We start from the raw sequence: 17,425 nt of genomic DNA on the forward strand, positions 1-17,425 counted from the left end.
CAATAACGTAGTGGAAACTTTAAAAACACGTACATTTTTGGCAATTTTTTATTATGCTAATTAGAATGTAAAAAAGAATCGATACATTGTAAATTAACTAACTAAAAAGGAACCTAAAATTGCTTCATTATATTACATATAAACATAGCGTTTCTACAGTCTGGGTCACTTTTGTACACGGTGCAGGTGGCAGTTCTTCTATATGGTTTAAACAGATTCGTGAGTTTAAAAAGCATTTTAATGTGTTGCTCTTAGATTTACGGGGGCATGGCAATTCGAAGCCTAACCTCAAAAACGTATTTGATGAAAAATATACATTTGATGTCATTACAAATGATATCGTTGAGGTTATTGATTTTGAAAATATAAAGAAATCTCATTTTGTAGGTATTTCTCTAGGTACTATTTTGATACGTAATTTAGCTGAAATGTATCCAGAAAGGGTAGAGAGTATGGTAATGGGCGGTGCTATTATGAAATTAAACTTGCGGTCTCAAATTCTCATGAAGCTTGGTATCATTTTCAAAACTGTTATTCCTTATTTATGGTTGTATAAATTTTTTGCATTCATAATAATGCCTAATAAAAACCATAAGGAATCTCGTTCTCTTTTTGTGAGAGAGGCTAAAAAGCTTTATCAAAAAGAATTCATTCGATGGTTTAAACTTACTTCAGAGATAAACCCGTTACTTCGGTTTTTTAGGGCTGCGGATATTAAAATCCCTACGCTTTACGTAATGGGTGAAGAAGATTATTTATTTCTGCCGAGTATTCGAAAGATTGTAAAGCTTCATCAAAATTCAGAATTATTGGTTGTAGAAGATTGCGGTCATGTGGTGAATGTGGAGCAGCCAAAATTCTTTAATAAGGAAGTTATAGAATATTTAAAGGGTTAATAAAACATCAGTCTTAAAATCTTTTGGTTAAATATTTGCTTAGAATATATTAAATTTATATAAGATATAAAATAGTAAAAGGCCGGTGAAGACCGGCCTTTTACAATCAACTCAACTATGATTATACTATTAGTTTACGTCCCAAAATAGCTTGCTGGTAATTAAATCACCGTTAGGTAATTTAGCTGCTGCTGCGCTACGGTTTGTTCCGTTTAAAGTTTGTAGAATTTGAGGATACCTTAATCTGAAAGGTATTTCAGTAACAGAAGGATCAACAGGTCCTGCTTCGAATACATACGATTCAACTCTGTTGTCTGGTGCTAAACCAGCAATCTGCTCTGCAGGTAATTGAATAGTTTCACCTGGTAATACTACAGTGTTTGGGAAACCGGTTCTTCTATAATCTGCATATGCTTGATGTGCTTGCATGTACGAGGCCACATATTTCTGATTTAAAACAGTTTCTTGAGATGCTGCTGGAAGGTTAGCTACAAAACTAGTAATGTCAGCCGATGCAACTCCCCATCTTTCCATAGATGCCGTAACTCCATTTATATAGTTCTCTTGAGAGAAACCATTACGTTCTGAAATTATGAACTGTACTTCCGCGTACTCCATCAATACTTCTTTGTAATCTGGTTTAAGTACTGTACTACTCATAAATGAGTAAGTTGTACGGTCTAAGAAGTTTGTATTTCTGAATGCATAAGGTATACCTATGTAATCATCATAATCTTCACTTCTTGTATACGTACCCGTCTTAACTTCATCGATAGAAGCACTTATTGGTGCGGCCATTTCAAATAATCTAGGATCCGGACCAAAATTGCCTTTTTCACCTTTCAATAATTGTACAAACGGAGCTGCAACAGCAAAATCAGTTCTAGTGATATGTGCAATCCATAAAGGAGAAGCATTATCATCTGCAGTAGCATAAGTTTGTGCAGCATTATCATCATTAGATAACATTACACCATCAGAAATCGCGTCATCTATTTCTGCATTGGCTGAAGCTAAATCAACTCCTCTAAGATTATTAGCAACTCTCATTCTTAAAGAATTAGCAAACCTTCTCCATTTTTCGGCATCACCATTAAAGATGTTGTCACCACTAATGAAAGCAGGTTCATCAGGATTGATCATGTCAGCTGATTCTCTTAATTCCTTCAAGATGTCAGCATATATATCTTCTTGAGATGCAAATACTGGAGAGGAACTATTGTTTACAGATAATGCTTGAAAACTTTCATTTTCAGAACCATATGAGTAATAAGGAACATCACCAAAGAAATTGGTTAGTTCATAAAACATGTATGATAACATGATTCTCGACGCTGCAATTTGATTATCGTTGTTACCGTAAGCAGCTGCGCCATCTCTAGTTTCAGGATCTGTATTCTGATCTAAAATCGCTTTTAAATCGGTCGCTACTAAATACGTATTTTGGTAAATACTTTGAGCAGCCGTTTCTCTGTATAGGTAACGATCTTCATCTGCATAGGCAGTTTGTCCCCAATACTGCATCCATGGTAAGGTTAACCTACCTGTATTAAATGCATCTCTACTGAAATCTGTAAATCTCTTTGTAGAGTATGCAAAAATATTATTGGTAGGTACAACCTCAGGTTCATTTGGATTGTTGTTTAATTCCTCTAAGCCATCATCGCAGGAATAGAATCCTGAAACCAATAATGACATGCATAATATGATTAATTTATTTTTCATTTTTTTTAGAATTTTAATTGAACATTCAATCCGTAGCTTTTAGTAGATGGTAAAGAACCACCTTCAGAACCTTGGATGTTACCACTACCAGAGGTTGCAACCTCAGGGTCAAAATTTTCGTTATCCAAGCCCCAAACACCTAAGTTTCTACCAAATGCAGATATTGTTATTGCTGCGAAGTTTTCGAACCAATCAGATGGTAATGTATATGCTAATGTTACTTCTCTAAGTTTAATATAATCAGCATCAAAAACGTTTTGGGCATCATTACCAAAATAGAAATCAGTACCATATTGTTGTGCAGGTATAACCTGAGTATTCGCTGCTGTGTTTGTTACAGAGTAATCACCGTTTTCATCGTAAGTAACTGTACCGGTAACACCTTCTAGAATAATACCTTCTTCACGAATGTTATTCGCTGCAGTAGCCTCTAAGATACCAGAGTACATACCCCACATATTAGTTAATGATCTGTATTTTCCACCTTGTTGAACATCAATCAAGAATCCGAAACTCAAATTTTTATATTTGAAATTGTTTCTGAATCCCATTGTGTAATCAGGTAATACACTGCCTAAGTTCTCAACATTTTGAGTTTCAGCATAACTACCGTTAGAGTTAACTACTTTATTACCTTGATCATCAAAAACATAGTTAGTACCTCTAATGATACCATAAGGCTGTCCGACAACTGCATTAACGGTTACTGAGTTGAAAGGGAAAGCGCCAATTTGAAGTGTTTCAACACCATCTAGAATCTCTAAAAGTTCATTGTCATTTTTGGCAAAATTCCAAATTACATCCCAAGAGAAATCTTCAGTTTGTACTGGTGATACCGTCACCAATGCCTCAATACCTTTGTTTTGAAGTTTACCTGCATTTGTAAACGTAGCAGTAAACCCTGTTGCAGGATCAATTTGTACCGGAGTAATTAAATCGCTAGTTTCTTCGTTATAGTAAGTTACATCAAAACTTAATCTATTTTTAAAGAAAGCCATTTCTAAACCTACTTCATAGGTCTTTTTTTGCTCAGGTAATAATGCTGGGTTTCTGTTGGTGTTTCCTAAATCGAAAGGAACATTTCCTAAAAATGGAATAGAACCAGTAAAGGTATTAGCTAATTGGTAAGGATCAGTATCACTACCTACTTCTGCATAACCACCTCTAATTTTACCAAAAGACAACCAGTTTGCCTCTACAAGTGATGAAAATACTATACTACCACTTACAGAAGGGTAGAAGTAAGAGTTACTATCTGCAGGTAATGTTGAAGACCAATCATTACGACCGGTTACAGTTAAATAAGCAAAGTTATTGTATCCGAAAGAAGCAGAACCATAAAGGCTATTTACTCTTTTTCTTGAATCGAATTCAGTTACTTGTGCAGGATCTGCAGAGTTACTTAGGTTGTATAAACCTGGTACTACTAATCCACCTGATGTTTCACCAGTTATTCTGTGTAGTTCATTGTCTCTTCTATTTAAACCAACAAATGTATTAATGCTTAACTTATCATTAAATACATTCTTATCGAAGTGTAAACGACCTTCATAATTAATTTCTTGAAAATCTCTGTCGATTTCTGTGTAGAATGGTTGTGCTTGAGAACCTACAGCAACTTGAGAATTGATTCTGAAATCATAAGTATCACCGTATATTTTACCTACAACATATAAGTTATCTGTAAGATTGTACTGAAGACCTACGTTACCGTACCATCTAGTCCTTTTATCTTCTGCTGTATTTTCATTCAAAGTCCAATAAGGGTTATCAGAATATCTAACGCTACCATCTTGAGCCGATACCCTGTTCCATGAGCGTTGAGCACCATCTGCCAACTTATACTTTTTAAGTCTTTCGTAATCTAATTGAGTTTGACCAAATTGATAAAACTGTTGAATTACACCTTCACCTGTATACCCTACTGCTGGTCTATTGAAACCATCAGTAATAGTCAAGTTTACAGAAGCATCCATTTTCAATCTATCGGTTAATTGAGAAGTACCATTAAAGTTAACGGTAGTTTTGCTTAACTCTGAATTTGGTACGATACCTGTAGTTTGCGTATTGTTCAAAGACATTCTCATGGTAGATTTCTCTGTTCCTTGAGAAAAAGCTACACCATTGTTATACGAAATACCTGTGTTGAAAAAATCATCTTTATCATTTTCAGGATATATCCAAGCACGTGGTTGTAAGTAATCTTCTGCAAATTCTGGGTCAAAAGCATCCCAGTGAAGAACTCTACTGTTAGTGTTATATCTTGGTCCCCATGATTCATCTGTACCATAATCTGCTACATCATATGTAGTTCCATTAATTGTAGCTTGGCCAAAACCAGATTGCCCAATAGTAGTAGCATCACCTGCACCACCACCATACAATTTCTGTACTTTAGGTAAAATGTTTACTTGGTCGAAAGTAATACCAGAATTGAAAACAACTTCAGCTTTACCTTTCTTTCCAGATTTTGTTGTGATTAAAATAACACCGTTACTTGCTCTTGAACCATAAAGTGCAGAGGCTGCTCCACCTTTTAATACGTTCATTGCAGCGATATCATCAGGGTTAATATCAAAACCTGCATCACCATAATCTCTACCGCCACCACCTGTTTGTGCATCGGTAGTGTTGTAATTTGAGTTGTCTAAAGGAATACCATCTACAACTATTAAAGGTCTGTTCTCTTGTGTAATAGAACCAGCCCCTCTAATTAATATACGTGATGAACCACCAAGGCTACCAGAAGAATTCGAAACCTGAACACCAGCTACCTTACCGCTTAAAGCGTTTAAAGCGTTGCTGTTTCTTGTTTCTGAAAGTTGGTCTCCCGAAACTTCTTGTGTGGCATACCCTAGCGATTTCTTTTCACGGGTAATGCCTAATGCTGCAGTAACTACAACTTCATCTAATGCTTGTGCATCCTCTTCTAAGGTTACATTAATAGTAGAAGAAGCACCAACTTCTTTTGTAACTGTTTTTTGTCCGATATAACTATATCTTAAACGTTGCCCTACGTTGGCCTCGATTGAATAGTTGCCATCAAAATCTGTTTGAACACCATTAGTGGTGCCTGTAATCAATACGGATACGCCTGGTAAGGGAAGCCCGTTTTGATCTGTTACCGAACCTGTAATCTTCTTTTCTTGTGCAAAACCAATGTGCACTACAAAAGCAAGTACAAGCATAAAAAAACTTCTCGCGTTTGTTCTCATAAAATTAATTTGAGTGTTAGTTAATAAATTAGAAAGTTTATAAACGGTAAAGAAGAGTCGGTTTTTTTATTGATAGCTAATTCAAAAAATGAAATCAAAAACCATATTTTTTTTGATTGTATCCGACTCTTTAAACCAATGGGTAAAAATATGAGGAGAAGGGTGTTAAATTGGTAGAAGCCGACCTAAGTTAATAGTAAACCGATGTAGATTTACATTTACTATTTTTATAAATAACTGAAATACAGGTATTAGTGATTTTTGTGAAGTGTTGTGATAACTTTAATCTTTTTAGCGAAATATTGTGATTTCGTCAAAACTAATATTGTTTTTCAATATAATCTTTAGGAGTCATGTGCATTCTTTTCTTAAAAGCTTTGTAGAATGAAACTTTGTTATTGAACCCGCATTCGTAAATTAAATCTATAACTTGTTTATTACTATTAGTTTCAATAATTCTTACGGCTTCTTCAATTCTATAATCATTGATGAGCTCATAAAAGTTTTTATTCAGTTCTTGATTAATAACCTGTGAAACACTGTAACGGTCTACATTTATTAGTTTAGCTAGTTTAGCTAGGGTAAGTGTATTATCTAAATAAATCTTGTCATTATTTAGTAGGTCGAGTAATTGAGACTTTACTCGTTCGCGCATATTATCTGTTAATCCAGAATTTTTGTATTTAGCAGTAAAGACTTTTATCTGCTCTGTATTTATGGTGCCGGTTATAATATCGGGTTGTACAATAAGTAATATTTCAAGAATAGTAAGAAATAGAATAAGATATACTGCAATGAAATATTTTGAGATATAGTCGAAAGCGTAAATATGCTCATAACCAGCTCTTGCGCTTAAAAACAAAATTAAAATAGTTATAAATACTATTAATGTCTTAATCCAATTTTTAGTGGCTGTTTGTATTTGATTTTTATAAATTTTAAAATTTTTAATAATTAAAAACAGATAGAGTAAAAGCTGTAACGTTTTAATCCAATTATTGTTCATTAAAAAATCTATTCCTTTAAGTATAAAGTTTGTTTTCTCTTTGGCTACACCGCTAAAATTCCCAAATATGATTAAACAAATAAGTACTACGATAAAAAGGCTGTAGTGTGCTATTAATTCGCTTCGCTTGATTTCAGTACATACAAATTTTGTTTTGATGTAAAGGTACAATGAGGGTGCCCATAGAAAGAATAAGACTCTATACATAGAAACAGCAGGAGTATAGGTGTAAAACTCTTGCCAGTATAGAACAAGCTCGAATAGGGCAAGGGAAATTGCTGTAACAAATAGCGAAAGAAAAATATTACTTCTTATTTTTCGGTATTTGTATAACAGGAATAAAGCTGTTATGATACCTGTAAGTGCTATTAGAAGAAATATTAAATTAAGAAGTTGAACTTGAATCTTATGTCTATAGCTATTTAGTACTAATTCATTCTTTTCGGTAAAAGGGAAATTTAAGTTGCTGTCAAGATTGTCAGTGTTGTATTGGATTTGAATAGAACACAATTTTAGAAATTTCTCTAATGACTCTCTATTTCCAAAATTTTGAGACTTTGCAGAGATTAAATAACCATATGCTTTTTCGTAATTTGAATTTTTATACTCACATACTCCCAAAATATAATAATCTTCAGCCGTTAAAGATTTTCTATCTTTTTTCGCTAAAAAAATATTCGCCTCTTTACAATCAATAGCTATTTCTTCAATTTGTTGGGGTAAGACAAATTGAGGTATTAGAAATAGAAATAGAATAATATATGTTGAAAAATTTTTCAGTACAGGCGATTTTACATCTAAGAAAGGAATTATTTTGATTTAACCTTAATGCTAATGATGAAATTGTTACAGCAAAAAAAGTTACTGAATTATCAAAATTATGTCTTTTAAATAGATATAAAACAAAAAACCGGTGCTCCCACCGGTTTTTAACTAACTAACTCAAAAAATAACTAACTCAAAAAATTGAAAATGAATGCGTTGACTTAATGTTCTCTTTAATTTTTAACGCGTTATTTTTTAAGTTATTGTAATAAATGTTAAAAAACTATTTTTTATCCTGCAGAGCAAATACTTTTTTAAGTACATCAGTTGTTCTTGATGAGAATTTAGTCCTTATTTCTTCTTCTTCTACTGCAATCATCGTGTAAACACCTGAAAGGGCTTCACTGGTTACGTAATCAGTTAAATCAGGATTAACATTGGTCGTTAAAGGTATTGCGTTGTACTTTGTTATAATTGTACCCCATATTTCATCGGCACCTACTTTTTTAAATGATGATTTGATAATAGGATTGAATTTGTTATAAAGCGCAATATTGGTCTTTGTTTCTAAATAAGTAGTAGCTGCATTGTTTTCCCCTAAAAGTATATTCTTAGCATCTGCAAATGACATTTCCTTTACTGCATTAACAAAAATTGGTGTAGCTTCAGAAACGGCATCTTCTGCGGCACGATTCAAGACTTTTAATCCTTCATCGGCTAAATTTCCTAATCCTATATCTCGTAGAGTTTTATCTACTTTCTGTAATTCTTCTGGCATAAGAATTTTGACCAAATCATTTTTATAAAAACCATCAGTCTTAGTTAACTTGCTCACTTGTTTTTCTATTCCTAAATCTAGCGCTTCTTTTAATCCGTTTGCAATAGCCTCATTACTTAAACCTGTACTGGTAGATCCTGGTAATTGGTTTACTACTTGTTGAAGTTCGTTACAAGATATAACGAGAAACATGCAAAAAATTAAGCTTATCTTTTTGGTCATAATTATAATATTAAATGTCTTAACTAGGTTACGAGAAAATAACAGTTTTATTGTTGTAGACCATAGTTTTTCGAGCTATATGAAGTTTTACGCCCCTAGAAAGTACAATTTTCTCTAAGTCTCTACCTTTAGTTATAAAATCTTCGATAGAGTGGGAGTGGGTTACTGTGGTAACATCTTGTTCAATAATTGGGCCTGCATCTAATTCTTCGGTCACGTAATGACTTGTAGCACCAATAATCTTCACGCCTCTTTTAAAAGCTGCATGATAAGGTTTTGCACCTGCAAAGGCTGGTAAAAAGGAGTGATGAATGTTTATTATTCTATTCGGAAATTCATTAATAAGATTACCACTTACGATTTGCATATATCTGGCTAATACGATAAAGTTGATCTCATATCTTTCGAGTAAGGCCAATTGTTCTTTTTCTGCCTCAATTCTATTTGACTTATTAAAAGGAATATGAAAAAATGGAATATCGAATTGCTCTGCAATAGGTTTTAAATCAGTATGGTTGCTAAGTATAAAAGGTATTTGAACCGCTAACTCACCTGAACGGTACCTGCTGAGTAAATCGTATAAACAATGGTTATATTTAGAAACGAAAATGGCCATTTTAGGCAACTTATCGTCGGTATGTAGACTCCATTCCATATTATAGACAGAAGCCAGTTCATCTTGAAATAAAGATTTAAAATGGTCTAAATTAGAGAAGGTTTCAACGAATTCAATAACCATACGCATGAAAAATACATCGGCAGGCTTATCGACATGTTGATCGAGATAAACAATGTTACCGTTGTTTTTGTGAATAAATGCAGTTACGGTACTGATTATGCCAGATTGATCTGGGCAATGAATTAGAATAGTGGTTTTCAATTGAATAGTAATTAAGCGGCCAAAAATAGGCCATAATTCTTAAAATGGTAACTATTCAACGCAAATAACAGTGGTAACTATGGAATCTATAAATGTTCAGATTTCCATTTTTTATAAGATTTTCTAAAACTTTTTATTTCTGCACGAAGTAAATTAATATATTCCGTTTCTTTTACACCGTCTTTTTCTAAACCCATGCAATATGAATTTATATTTCGAATAATTATATTGATGTAAGAAATTGTTTCTAAACGTTCAGAATTACAATTTGAATATTCAACTTGTGCTATTTTTTGAGGTATAAGAATCGCATCGGTTAAAATAGAATTGGCTATTATGTCTCTAAGGCTTTTAGATTCATAAAGTCGCATAAGATCTTTGTTCAAAGAAACATATGAAGCAATCTCTCTACTCATGGTGCAAAGCTCCAATGCTTTTCGATATATGGGTAAATTTTTTAAACTTCGATATGCCATGTTGTGTGATGATAATAGGACTATATAAAAATACGTTAGTTATTCTATAATTTTCTATCGATTGTAAATGTATTTCGTAAATTTACTTTGCTTACGTTAATTTTAAATAAATATACTTTTGAATCCAAAGATAGACGAGCTTAACTGGAAAATACTCAAACAGTTGCAAAACAATGCTAGAGAATCTTTCGCCAATATTGGTCGTACAGTTGGGCTTACAGCACCTGCTGTTGCGGAGCGAGTTAAAAAAATGGAAGACCTAGGTGTAATCTTAGGTTATAAAGCTTCGGTCTCACACGCACTTACGGGGCATCAGCTAAAGGCTATAATAACATTAAGGGCTTTCATGGGTAAATTAAAGCCTTTCTTGGCAGTGGTGCCAACTTTGGCCGAGGTGATTAATTGTTATAGGATAACCGGAAACGAAAACATTGTAATGGAAGTGGTGCTGAAGGATCAATTTCACCTAGAAAAGTTTATTGATCAACTTATTCAATATGGTGAAACAAGAACGCATATCGTATTATCCCAAGTAATTTCAAATGCTCCAATGCATAAAATAAAATAGATTTGAAGTTATTCAGTATTTAATTATTTTTAGATAGTCTTATGAAATCCAATTCTAATGGTACAGTTTTGAAAAAGTTAAGTGATTATTTAAAAAAATATTTTTTTGGCTAGATTTTTGATGCAAAATAGATGATGAAAAAAATAATATTCTTTGCTTTGGTTTTGATAACAAGTGCTAGTTTTTCTCAAGAGCTACGATTGTTGAGGGGTGCTATTACTGAGGGTTTGGTAGTCAATGATTCTTTAAATGAAACATATTCACTTTATTTGCCTACGGCTTTTGAAGTAAAAAAAACTTGGCCGGTAATTTTTGTTTTCGATTTGAAAGGCAAAGGCAAGGCCTCCGTTTCTATGTTAATGTCTGCAGCGGAAGAAGAAGGGTATATTTTGGCAAGTTCAGACAATGTAAATGATTCTTTATCTATTTCAGAAAACGTTTTAATTGCCAATAGAATGTTCAATGCGGTTATTAATACGGTGCTAATCGCTAAGAATCGTACCTATACGGCTGGTTTTAGAAGTGGTGCTATGTTTGCCTCTATTCTTCCAACATTTATTAAAGAAATTAAAGGTGTGGTTTCCATAGGTGCATCTATAGGTAATGTCGAGATTCTAAATTCTAAACAGACATTTCAGTTTATTGGAATAGTAAACAGATCAGATTATAGTTTTAGGGATATGCTCGATACTCGAACCATACTAAATAAATTGAAATTCCCAAATGAATTATTAGTCTTTGATGATATTCGAACTTTACCCGATGCGAACACAATCGCTAGTGCATTTAGAATGTTAACCTTAGCGAGTATGGCGAAAGGGGATGTTGAGCGGAACGATAGTTTAGTTGCAGACTCATATAAGCAATTTATGGCAAAAGCAAATTCATTTTTATCGAACGAAAAACCGATTTTGGCTACTTACCTATTGTCAGATATAGAAAAGATTTTCAACCCATTAATAGATTTGGATTCCCTTAAAAATTCTCAAAAATCTTTGCGGCGAAGTACTTCTTATAAAAAAGCAAATAGAAGCCAGAATAGTTATTTTTTGAAAGAATCATTTTTAAGGGAAGATTATAGCTATTATTTAGAGGAAGATATCTTGTCATATAATTACGCTAACCTTGGTTGGTGGAATTATCAAATGGAAAATTTAACTAAGTTAGACAAAAGTGCTGTGCTTTTTGAAAATCAGATGTCTAGCCGATTAAGAGGATATATTAATGCATTGATTTCAGATAATATCGATTTTATTTCTTCTGATGAAGAGGTTGATTTGGAAGCATTGAACTTATTGTACATGATTAAAACCATAACAGCACCAGATGAATATGCTCCTTATTTAAAGGTTATTTCTACAAGTGCTAAAATGGAAGATTATGGAACTGCCTTATTTTATTTAGAAGAGCTTTTGAAGAACGGTTATACAGATAAAGAGGAGCTATATGAATTGGAGCACACCGCTTTGTTTCGTATTACACCAGAATTTAATGTGCTTGTTGAGAAGTACTTAAAAGAAGCTCGTTACGATATTATTGAACAGTAAGGTGTGGTACTTGTTCTAAATTCCAATCTATCACCAAGCCCTTAGCGAGCGATGCTGCAATATCTTTTCCATAGAGTATCTCACATAAGTATAATGCAGCCTCAAAGCTTTTAGCGCCGCCTGCAGAGGTAATATACTTTCCGTCGTGAACAAAGAGAACACTATCTTTAATGTTAAGATTAGGAAACATTTTTTTATAATTTTCAACATCACTGGGAAAAGTGGTTGATGCCACAGCGTCTAATATCCCAGATTTTGCTAATAGAAATGCTCCATCACAATGGCTGGTCATATATAGGGCTGATTTATCTATTTTTTTAATAAAATTCAACATGGTAGTGTCCTTTAAATCTTTTTTCATAGAATGTTCAGCGCTGGGTACGACAAGAATATCTATGTTAGGTAATTCATCTTTAGTATAGTCAAAGTCTGGTAGAATGCGAACGCCTTCGAAAGTAGTAATTGGTTTTAACGTATTTGCCACCGTAAAGGTGTTCATCGCTTTTATGCCTTCTCTAAACTTGGTATGTTGAAATATATCGAAAGGAGCAGTGAATTCGGTGTTAAATGTACCGTCCATTATTAAAAATGCAACATTATATCGCTCAGGATTAATCTCGGGTAAAACTCTTAGGTCTTCAACTGAAGATTTTATTGTTGGGTTTTGTTGTTCGCAACTTATTGATATAAATGATAAAAGAATAAAAAGGTATTTAATTTTCATATGAATAGTATCAGTTTGTAAAGTACGATTATATATAAAAAAGTTACAATGAATAAATTGTATTTTTGAAACGTAAAAGAAGTATGATGAAGGTATTTGTAATTATTACGGTAATGTGTATGTTGTTTTCTTGTAAGCAGGAAAAGAAATATCATGATAAAAAACATGAAGAAAAGTCGTTAGTGACATCGGATAAGTTAGCAGATATTTTAAAGTTTCAAGAGAAGTTAAATGCCGAATTTAAAGATCCGGAAACGTCACCTTTAGCAGATAGATTTCGGATAGATTTTGAAACATTAGACTTTTTTGAACCTGATACAAATTATGTGATTGTGGCGGAGTTTATTAGAACGCCAGAAGCTTTGCCGTTTTCTATGCCAACCACGACCGAAAGAGAATCAACGGAAGTACTGTACGGTATAGTGAAATTTACATTAAATGGAAAAAAACAGGAGTTAGAAGTTTATCAAACCCCAGAATTAATCACTCAAGAAAAATATAAAGATTACTTGTTTCTGCCTTTTACCGATGCTACCAATGGCGAAGAAACTTATGGTGGTGGTCGTTATCTTGATCTAAGGATTCCTGCAGAAAATCGTATTGTTTTAGATTTTAATAAAGCGTATAATCCATATTGCGCCTACAACAAAAAATATAGTTGTCCGTTAGTGCCCGCTGTAAATAATATAGATGCTAAAATACAAGTAGGGGTAAAGGCATTTGAGCATTAACTTGTAGAAATAAAAACCTCGGCAACAAATGCCGAGGTTTTAAACTTAAACTATAAAATCAATCAATTAATAAATCTATTCAAATTAGAACGAGTAAATAGCGGCAATTACAAAAGAAGAAAGGCTTTTTTGTGCCATTAAATCGCTATCAACAAAATATCCTGATTCATCAGATGCAGAATCTAAACGTAGTTCTGGTTTAATCGTTAAATTATCAACTGAGTAACTTCCAGTTAATGTTACAGCAAATACACTAGACTCATCAAGACCAGTACCAATAGCTCCGAAACTATCTGTTTCAGAAAAATACTCACCTCTAAGTCCGATTGTGAAATCCTCAGAGGTCGCTAATTGAGGGTATACAGCAACACCAGCAAAACTTCCGGCACCGTCGCCATCAAAGTAAGCGGCATTTAATCCTAGAAAGAAATCATCAGATAAATCAAAACCACCTGTATAATCTATTTCATACGCACCATTGTCCATTAATAGGTTAAGGTATTGTCCACTATAACCTAGTTGTGCACCGTAGGCGTATTTACCATCAAGGTTTAACTCTGTAATATCAGTACGGTTCATAACTGCCAACATTAAACTAAAGTCATCAGACAAAGCAAAATCTGCTTTAAGACCTGTATGTGAAAATGGTCCGTAAGAGAACAAATATGAGGTACTATAGTTGAAATTGGCTGTCGGAGAAATTACTTCGTACCCTAAAAAGGTATTGAAGTTACCAAAGGTCAATTTTACATCATCACTAACATTCCAGTAAGCATATAGTTGGTTTACAATATTACCTGTTGCAGAATAGATAGGAGAAGCAAAAATAGCGTCAGTTCCTCTAGGTCCGAAAACCAAATCAGCAACAAAACCTACTTTTTCACCTTCGTAACCAGCAATTATGTTGGCCATACCTAGTGAAAAACCAGGAAGATTTGCAAATGAAGAACCAGGCGCTGCATTTGGTACGCCCCCCGGAGCAGAATTATCACCATTTAAATTAGCTCTATAATAGGCATCAATAGAACCGCTTAATGTAAAGCTGGGTGTCGTTTCTTCTTCCTCTTGAGCCACTACTCCTGAAGCTGCAAGTAACATAAGACCCGATGCAAAGATATTTTTTACGTATTTTGTATTTATAATCGTTTTCATAAGTTTTGTTTTTAAATCCTGTACTGGATTATTTAGTTTGAGAATTTTAATTTGATGAAAGGTTATGTAACGGAGCGCTCTGCAAAGCGCTCCGTATTTGTTTATTTAGTGATCATTCATTCTAAAGTCTGGATAAGCATCCATACCGTGCTCATGAATATCTAAGCCTTCTTCTTCTTCTTCTTTAGATACTCTTAGGCCTAAGGTTGCTTTAAGTACACCTAATATTATTCCAGATGTTACGACACAGAAACCACCTACGATTAAGACACCATATAGTTGTGTCATAAATTGAGCACCACTTGCCAAGTTTCCAAAAATACCTACAGCTAAAGTTCCCCAGATACCACAGATTAAGTGTACCGCTACTGCACCAACAGGATCATCTAATTTTAGTTTATCAACTAAGGCAACACCAGCTACGATAATAATACCTGCTAAGAAGCCAATAATAACTGCTTCATTAGGAGACATTAAATCTGCACCGGCCGTAATACCAACTAGACCACCAAGAATACCGTTAAGGAACATGGTTAAATCTAAATTCTTATAAAGTATAGTAGAGGTTATCATTGCTCCGAATCCACCTGCAGCGGCAGCTAAACTTGTAGTAACCAATACTAATGAAGTTAATTCTGGGTCTGCAGATAATACTGATCCGCCGTTGAAACCGAACCAACCTAACCATAGTATCAAAACACCGGCAGTTGCCATTGGTATGCTGTGACCTGGTATGGCGTTTGGTTTACCGTCTTTACCGAATTTTCCAATTCTTGCACCTAACAAGGTAATGGCAACTAAAGCTGCCCATCCACCTACTGAGTGTACTAATGTAGAGCCTGCGAAATCATAGAAACCCCATGAATCCAAGAATCCTCCACCCCATTTCCAAGCACCTACTATAGGGTAAACTAGTCCTACATAGATTACTGTGAAAATCATGAAAGAACCTATTTTAATACGCTCAGCAACGGCTCCAGATACGATTGTAGCTGCAGTTGCTGCGAACATTCCTTGAAAAAGAAAATCTGTCCACCATGTGTAACCACCATCTGCATATTCAACTGTCATTCCACCTTCAGGGGCAGCAATTCCAAATCCTGCAAATTTTAAAAGACCCATGTCTCCATCTTCGAAGCCTGGGTACATTAAATTGAAGCCCCATGCGTAATAAAGAAGTAGACCTCCCGTAATAATAAATATATTTTTAAATAAAATGTTTATTGTATTTTTTTGTCTAGTTAAGCCGATTTCTAAAAAGGCAAAACCTGTATGCATGAAGAATACCAATGCGGTAGCTAACATCATCCATATATTATTTGCTGTAAATAATCCTGCGTCCATTTTTATTAATTTTAGTTAGTTGTATTATGTTTTAGTTGATACCTGCCAAACCACTTTCTTTGGTTCTGATACGATAGGCTTCCAGTACGTCGGATACAAATATTTTACCATCACCTACATTTCCTGAATATGCAGCATCTAGAATTGCATTCACTGTTTTTTCTAGAAAGTCATCTGATACTACTATACATAAGTGTCTACGCTGTATGTCAGTTGTACTGTATGAAATGCCCCGATAAACATGACCTTGTTTTTCATTTCCAACTCCCGTAACGTCCCAGTAACTAAAGAAGTTAACCTCAATTTGATGCAATGCCTCTTTGACATCGTCAAATCTTGATTTTCTGATAATTGCCTCGATTTTTTTCATTTGATTAAGTTTTTAATATTGCCAAATATATGTTAATTAAAATCACCCCCTAGTAAATTTAGGGTGTGATTGATGATTTTTGTGAGTATGATAATTTATACCCTATAAATTTTAGGGTATATATATTTAAAATGAAATATATTGCAGATAAGTGTAATAAGGAATAGTCTATTTGTGGAGATTATGATAAAATCGTCAGGAAAGGACATGAATAGCTGACGATTGTGTAATAAAATCGCAAATACCTAAAAAAATGAATAAAAATAAAAAAGTGAATGGTTAATGTTAATTTTATAACACTTTACAAATCCATAGTCCTAGCGAGATAGCTAGAATGCCTATACCAACACTTAAGCCCATGTAGAGTGAAGTTGAAAGTATTGATGCTTCTTTTAATAACAAATTACCTTCTAATGCGAATGTAGAGAAAGTTGTAAAGCCCCCGCAGAAACCGGTGGCTAATAATAGAGTTTGATTTTGGGTAAGGTAATTGTGCTTTAAAGTTAGGCCAACAAGAATTCCGATTAAAAGACAGCCTATAATATTTACTAAGAAAGTACCTAGATAGAAATTTGAATAATAAGAATTGAGGTTTTTTGAAATCCAGTATCTTAAGATACTACCTAAACCTCCTCCTAAGAAAACTAGCAAAAATTGTTTCATACCTTATAAAGGTAAAAACTAAACAGCTTTCTTGTAGCTAGATGTAAGTAAATCTAAAGGATAGATTACTGAAGTAGGTTGATTTGATAATTTTTGAGAAGATTGTTTCGATTTTTGAGAAACACTTAACAAACTTACTACCACCATTGCGATATTAATACCTATTAAAACTAAAAATATTGTAAGAAATGTCATCATAATTAATTGCCATGTATAGATGAATAACGCAAAATTACGTCATTTGGTATATTATACGTGCAAAAAGGCGGTTTTGTTGTGAAAATGTTAATTTTTGTGGTGTAAGTAAAAAATTAACTATTCCTTTAGTAAAAACTTGAAGAAAAGAAGGGAAGCTAAGAATAA

General features: G+C 33.7%; 16 protein-coding genes. 4 read left to right on the plus strand and 12 right to left on the minus strand.

All coding sequences use genetic code 11. From position 1 onward, the window contains the following. Positions 1 to 119 precede the first annotated feature (119 nt). Positions 120 to 896: an alpha/beta hydrolase gene (locus AAC084_RS05890; protein ID WP_339838189.1), complete on the plus strand. Its 777-nt coding sequence runs from the start codon at positions 120 to 122 to the stop codon at positions 894 to 896. 129 nt (positions 897 to 1,025) lie between these two features. Here AAC084_RS05890 and AAC084_RS05895 read toward each other — a convergent pair whose 3' ends face one another. From AAC084_RS05895 to AAC084_RS05920, 6 genes are all read right to left on the minus strand, one after another. Next, positions 1,026 to 2,621: a SusD/RagB family nutrient-binding outer membrane lipoprotein gene (locus AAC084_RS05895; protein WP_339838192.1), complete on the minus strand. Its 1,596-nt coding sequence runs from the start codon at positions 2,619 to 2,621 to the stop codon at positions 1,026 to 1,028. 5 nt (positions 2,622 to 2,626) lie between these two features. Next, a complete protein-coding gene (locus AAC084_RS05900) occupies positions 2,627 to 5,836 on the minus strand; it encodes a SusC/RagA family TonB-linked outer membrane protein (RefSeq protein WP_339838195.1) in 3,210 nt (1,069 codons plus the stop codon). Between the two features lie 319 nt (positions 5,837 to 6,155). Then, positions 6,156 to 7,463, minus strand: coding sequence for a helix-turn-helix domain-containing protein (locus AAC084_RS05905; RefSeq protein ID WP_339838198.1), 1,308 nt, complete (start codon positions 7,461 to 7,463; stop codon positions 6,156 to 6,158). A gap of 427 nt (positions 7,464 to 7,890) precedes the next feature. Beyond that, complete coding sequence (locus AAC084_RS05910) at positions 7,891 to 8,607, minus strand: DUF4197 domain-containing protein (RefSeq protein WP_339838201.1); 717 nt, start codon at positions 8,605 to 8,607, stop codon at positions 7,891 to 7,893. Between the two features lie 28 nt (positions 8,608 to 8,635). Then, positions 8,636 to 9,487 (minus strand): formyltetrahydrofolate deformylase, encoded by an 852-nt coding sequence (purU, locus tag AAC084_RS05915; RefSeq protein WP_339838204.1) that lies wholly within the window; start codon positions 9,485 to 9,487, stop codon positions 8,636 to 8,638. An 86-nt stretch (positions 9,488 to 9,573) separates the two neighbouring features. Then, positions 9,574 to 9,963, minus strand: coding sequence for a hypothetical protein (locus AAC084_RS05920; RefSeq protein WP_339838207.1), 390 nt, complete (start codon positions 9,961 to 9,963; stop codon positions 9,574 to 9,576). Positions 9,964 to 10,081: 118 nt separating this feature from the next. On the opposite strand from AAC084_RS05920, the gene AAC084_RS05925 reads away from it, so the two are divergent. Next, positions 10,082 to 10,531 (plus strand): Lrp/AsnC family transcriptional regulator, encoded by a 450-nt coding sequence (locus tag AAC084_RS05925; RefSeq protein ID WP_339838211.1) that lies wholly within the window; start codon positions 10,082 to 10,084, stop codon positions 10,529 to 10,531. Positions 10,532 to 10,662: 131 nt separating this feature from the next. Further along, positions 10,663 to 12,078 carry an alpha/beta hydrolase gene (locus tag AAC084_RS05930; RefSeq protein WP_339838213.1) on the plus strand — a complete coding sequence of 472 codons (1,416 nt, stop codon included), beginning with the start codon at positions 10,663 to 10,665 and terminating at the stop codon, positions 12,076 to 12,078. On the opposite strand, the gene AAC084_RS05935 is transcribed toward AAC084_RS05930, so the two are convergent. After that, the gene (locus tag AAC084_RS05935; RefSeq protein ID WP_339838215.1) at positions 12,065 to 12,802 is read right to left on the minus strand and encodes a DJ-1/PfpI family protein; all 738 of its coding nucleotides are present in this window, start codon (positions 12,800 to 12,802) and stop codon (positions 12,065 to 12,067) included. The genes AAC084_RS05930 and AAC084_RS05935 overlap by 14 nt on opposite strands. A gap of 65 nt (positions 12,803 to 12,867) precedes the next feature. Between AAC084_RS05935 and AAC084_RS05940 the strand changes: the two genes are divergently transcribed. Beyond that, positions 12,868 to 13,533 (plus strand): DUF1684 domain-containing protein, encoded by a 666-nt coding sequence (locus AAC084_RS05940; RefSeq protein ID WP_339838216.1) that lies wholly within the window; start codon positions 12,868 to 12,870, stop codon positions 13,531 to 13,533. An 84-nt stretch (positions 13,534 to 13,617) separates the two neighbouring features. On the opposite strand, the gene AAC084_RS05945 is transcribed toward AAC084_RS05940, so the two are convergent. The 5 genes from AAC084_RS05945 to AAC084_RS05965 form a co-directional block, all read right to left on the minus strand. Next, positions 13,618 to 14,685 carry an outer membrane beta-barrel protein gene (locus AAC084_RS05945; protein WP_339838219.1) on the minus strand — a complete coding sequence of 356 codons (1,068 nt, stop codon included), beginning with the start codon at positions 14,683 to 14,685 and terminating at the stop codon, positions 13,618 to 13,620. Between the two features lie 105 nt (positions 14,686 to 14,790). Then, positions 14,791 to 16,029: an ammonium transporter gene (amt, locus tag AAC084_RS05950; RefSeq protein WP_339838221.1), complete on the minus strand. Its 1,239-nt coding sequence runs from the start codon at positions 16,027 to 16,029 to the stop codon at positions 14,791 to 14,793. A 31-nt stretch (positions 16,030 to 16,060) separates the two neighbouring features. Further along, the gene (locus AAC084_RS05955) at positions 16,061 to 16,399 is read right to left on the minus strand and encodes a P-II family nitrogen regulator (RefSeq protein ID WP_339838224.1); all 339 of its coding nucleotides are present in this window, start codon (positions 16,397 to 16,399) and stop codon (positions 16,061 to 16,063) included. A 291-nt stretch (positions 16,400 to 16,690) separates the two neighbouring features. Then, positions 16,691 to 17,062, minus strand: coding sequence for a fluoride efflux transporter CrcB (gene crcB, locus AAC084_RS05960; protein ID WP_339838226.1), 372 nt, complete (start codon positions 17,060 to 17,062; stop codon positions 16,691 to 16,693). 18 nt (positions 17,063 to 17,080) lie between these two features. Further along, positions 17,081 to 17,260: a hypothetical protein gene (locus AAC084_RS05965; RefSeq protein ID WP_339838229.1), complete on the minus strand. Its 180-nt coding sequence runs from the start codon at positions 17,258 to 17,260 to the stop codon at positions 17,081 to 17,083. Between the last annotated feature and the right edge of the window lie 165 nt (positions 17,261 to 17,425).

Source organism: uncultured Maribacter sp. (assembly GCF_963977385.1).
Classification (GTDB): domain Bacteria; phylum Bacteroidota; class Bacteroidia; order Flavobacteriales; family Flavobacteriaceae; genus Maribacter.

Bases quoted from the DNA above. Each gene is read 5' to 3' on its own strand.
- AAC084_RS05895 (WP_339838192.1), bottom strand. From the start codon at position 2,621: ATGAAAAATAAATTAATCATATTATGCATGTCATTATTGGTTTCAGGA.
- AAC084_RS05900 (WP_339838195.1), bottom strand. From the start codon at position 5,836: ATGAGAACAAACGCGAGAAGTTTTTTTATGCTTGTACTTGCTTTTGTA.
- AAC084_RS05910 (WP_339838201.1), bottom strand. From the start codon at position 8,607: ATGACCAAAAAGATAAGCTTAATTTTTTGCATGTTTCTCGTTATATCT.
- AAC084_RS05920 (WP_339838207.1), bottom strand. From the start codon at position 9,963: ATGGCATATCGAAGTTTAAAAAATTTACCCATATATCGAAAAGCATTG.
- AAC084_RS05930 (WP_339838213.1), top strand. From the start codon at position 10,663: ATGATGAAAAAAATAATATTCTTTGCTTTGGTTTTGATAACAAGTGCT.
- AAC084_RS05935 (WP_339838215.1), bottom strand. From the start codon at position 12,802: ATGAAAATTAAATACCTTTTTATTCTTTTATCATTTATATCAATAAGT.
- AAC084_RS05945 (WP_339838219.1), bottom strand. From the start codon at position 14,685: ATGAAAACGATTATAAATACAAAATACGTAAAAAATATCTTTGCATCG.
- amt (WP_339838221.1), bottom strand. From the start codon at position 16,029: ATGGACGCAGGATTATTTACAGCAAATAATATATGGATGATGTTAGCT.
- AAC084_RS05955 (WP_339838224.1), bottom strand. From the start codon at position 16,399: ATGAAAAAAATCGAGGCAATTATCAGAAAATCAAGATTTGACGATGTC.
- crcB (WP_339838226.1), bottom strand. From the start codon at position 17,062: ATGAAACAATTTTTGCTAGTTTTCTTAGGAGGAGGTTTAGGTAGTATC.
- AAC084_RS05965 (WP_339838229.1), bottom strand. From the start codon at position 17,260: ATGATGACATTTCTTACAATATTTTTAGTTTTAATAGGTATTAATATC.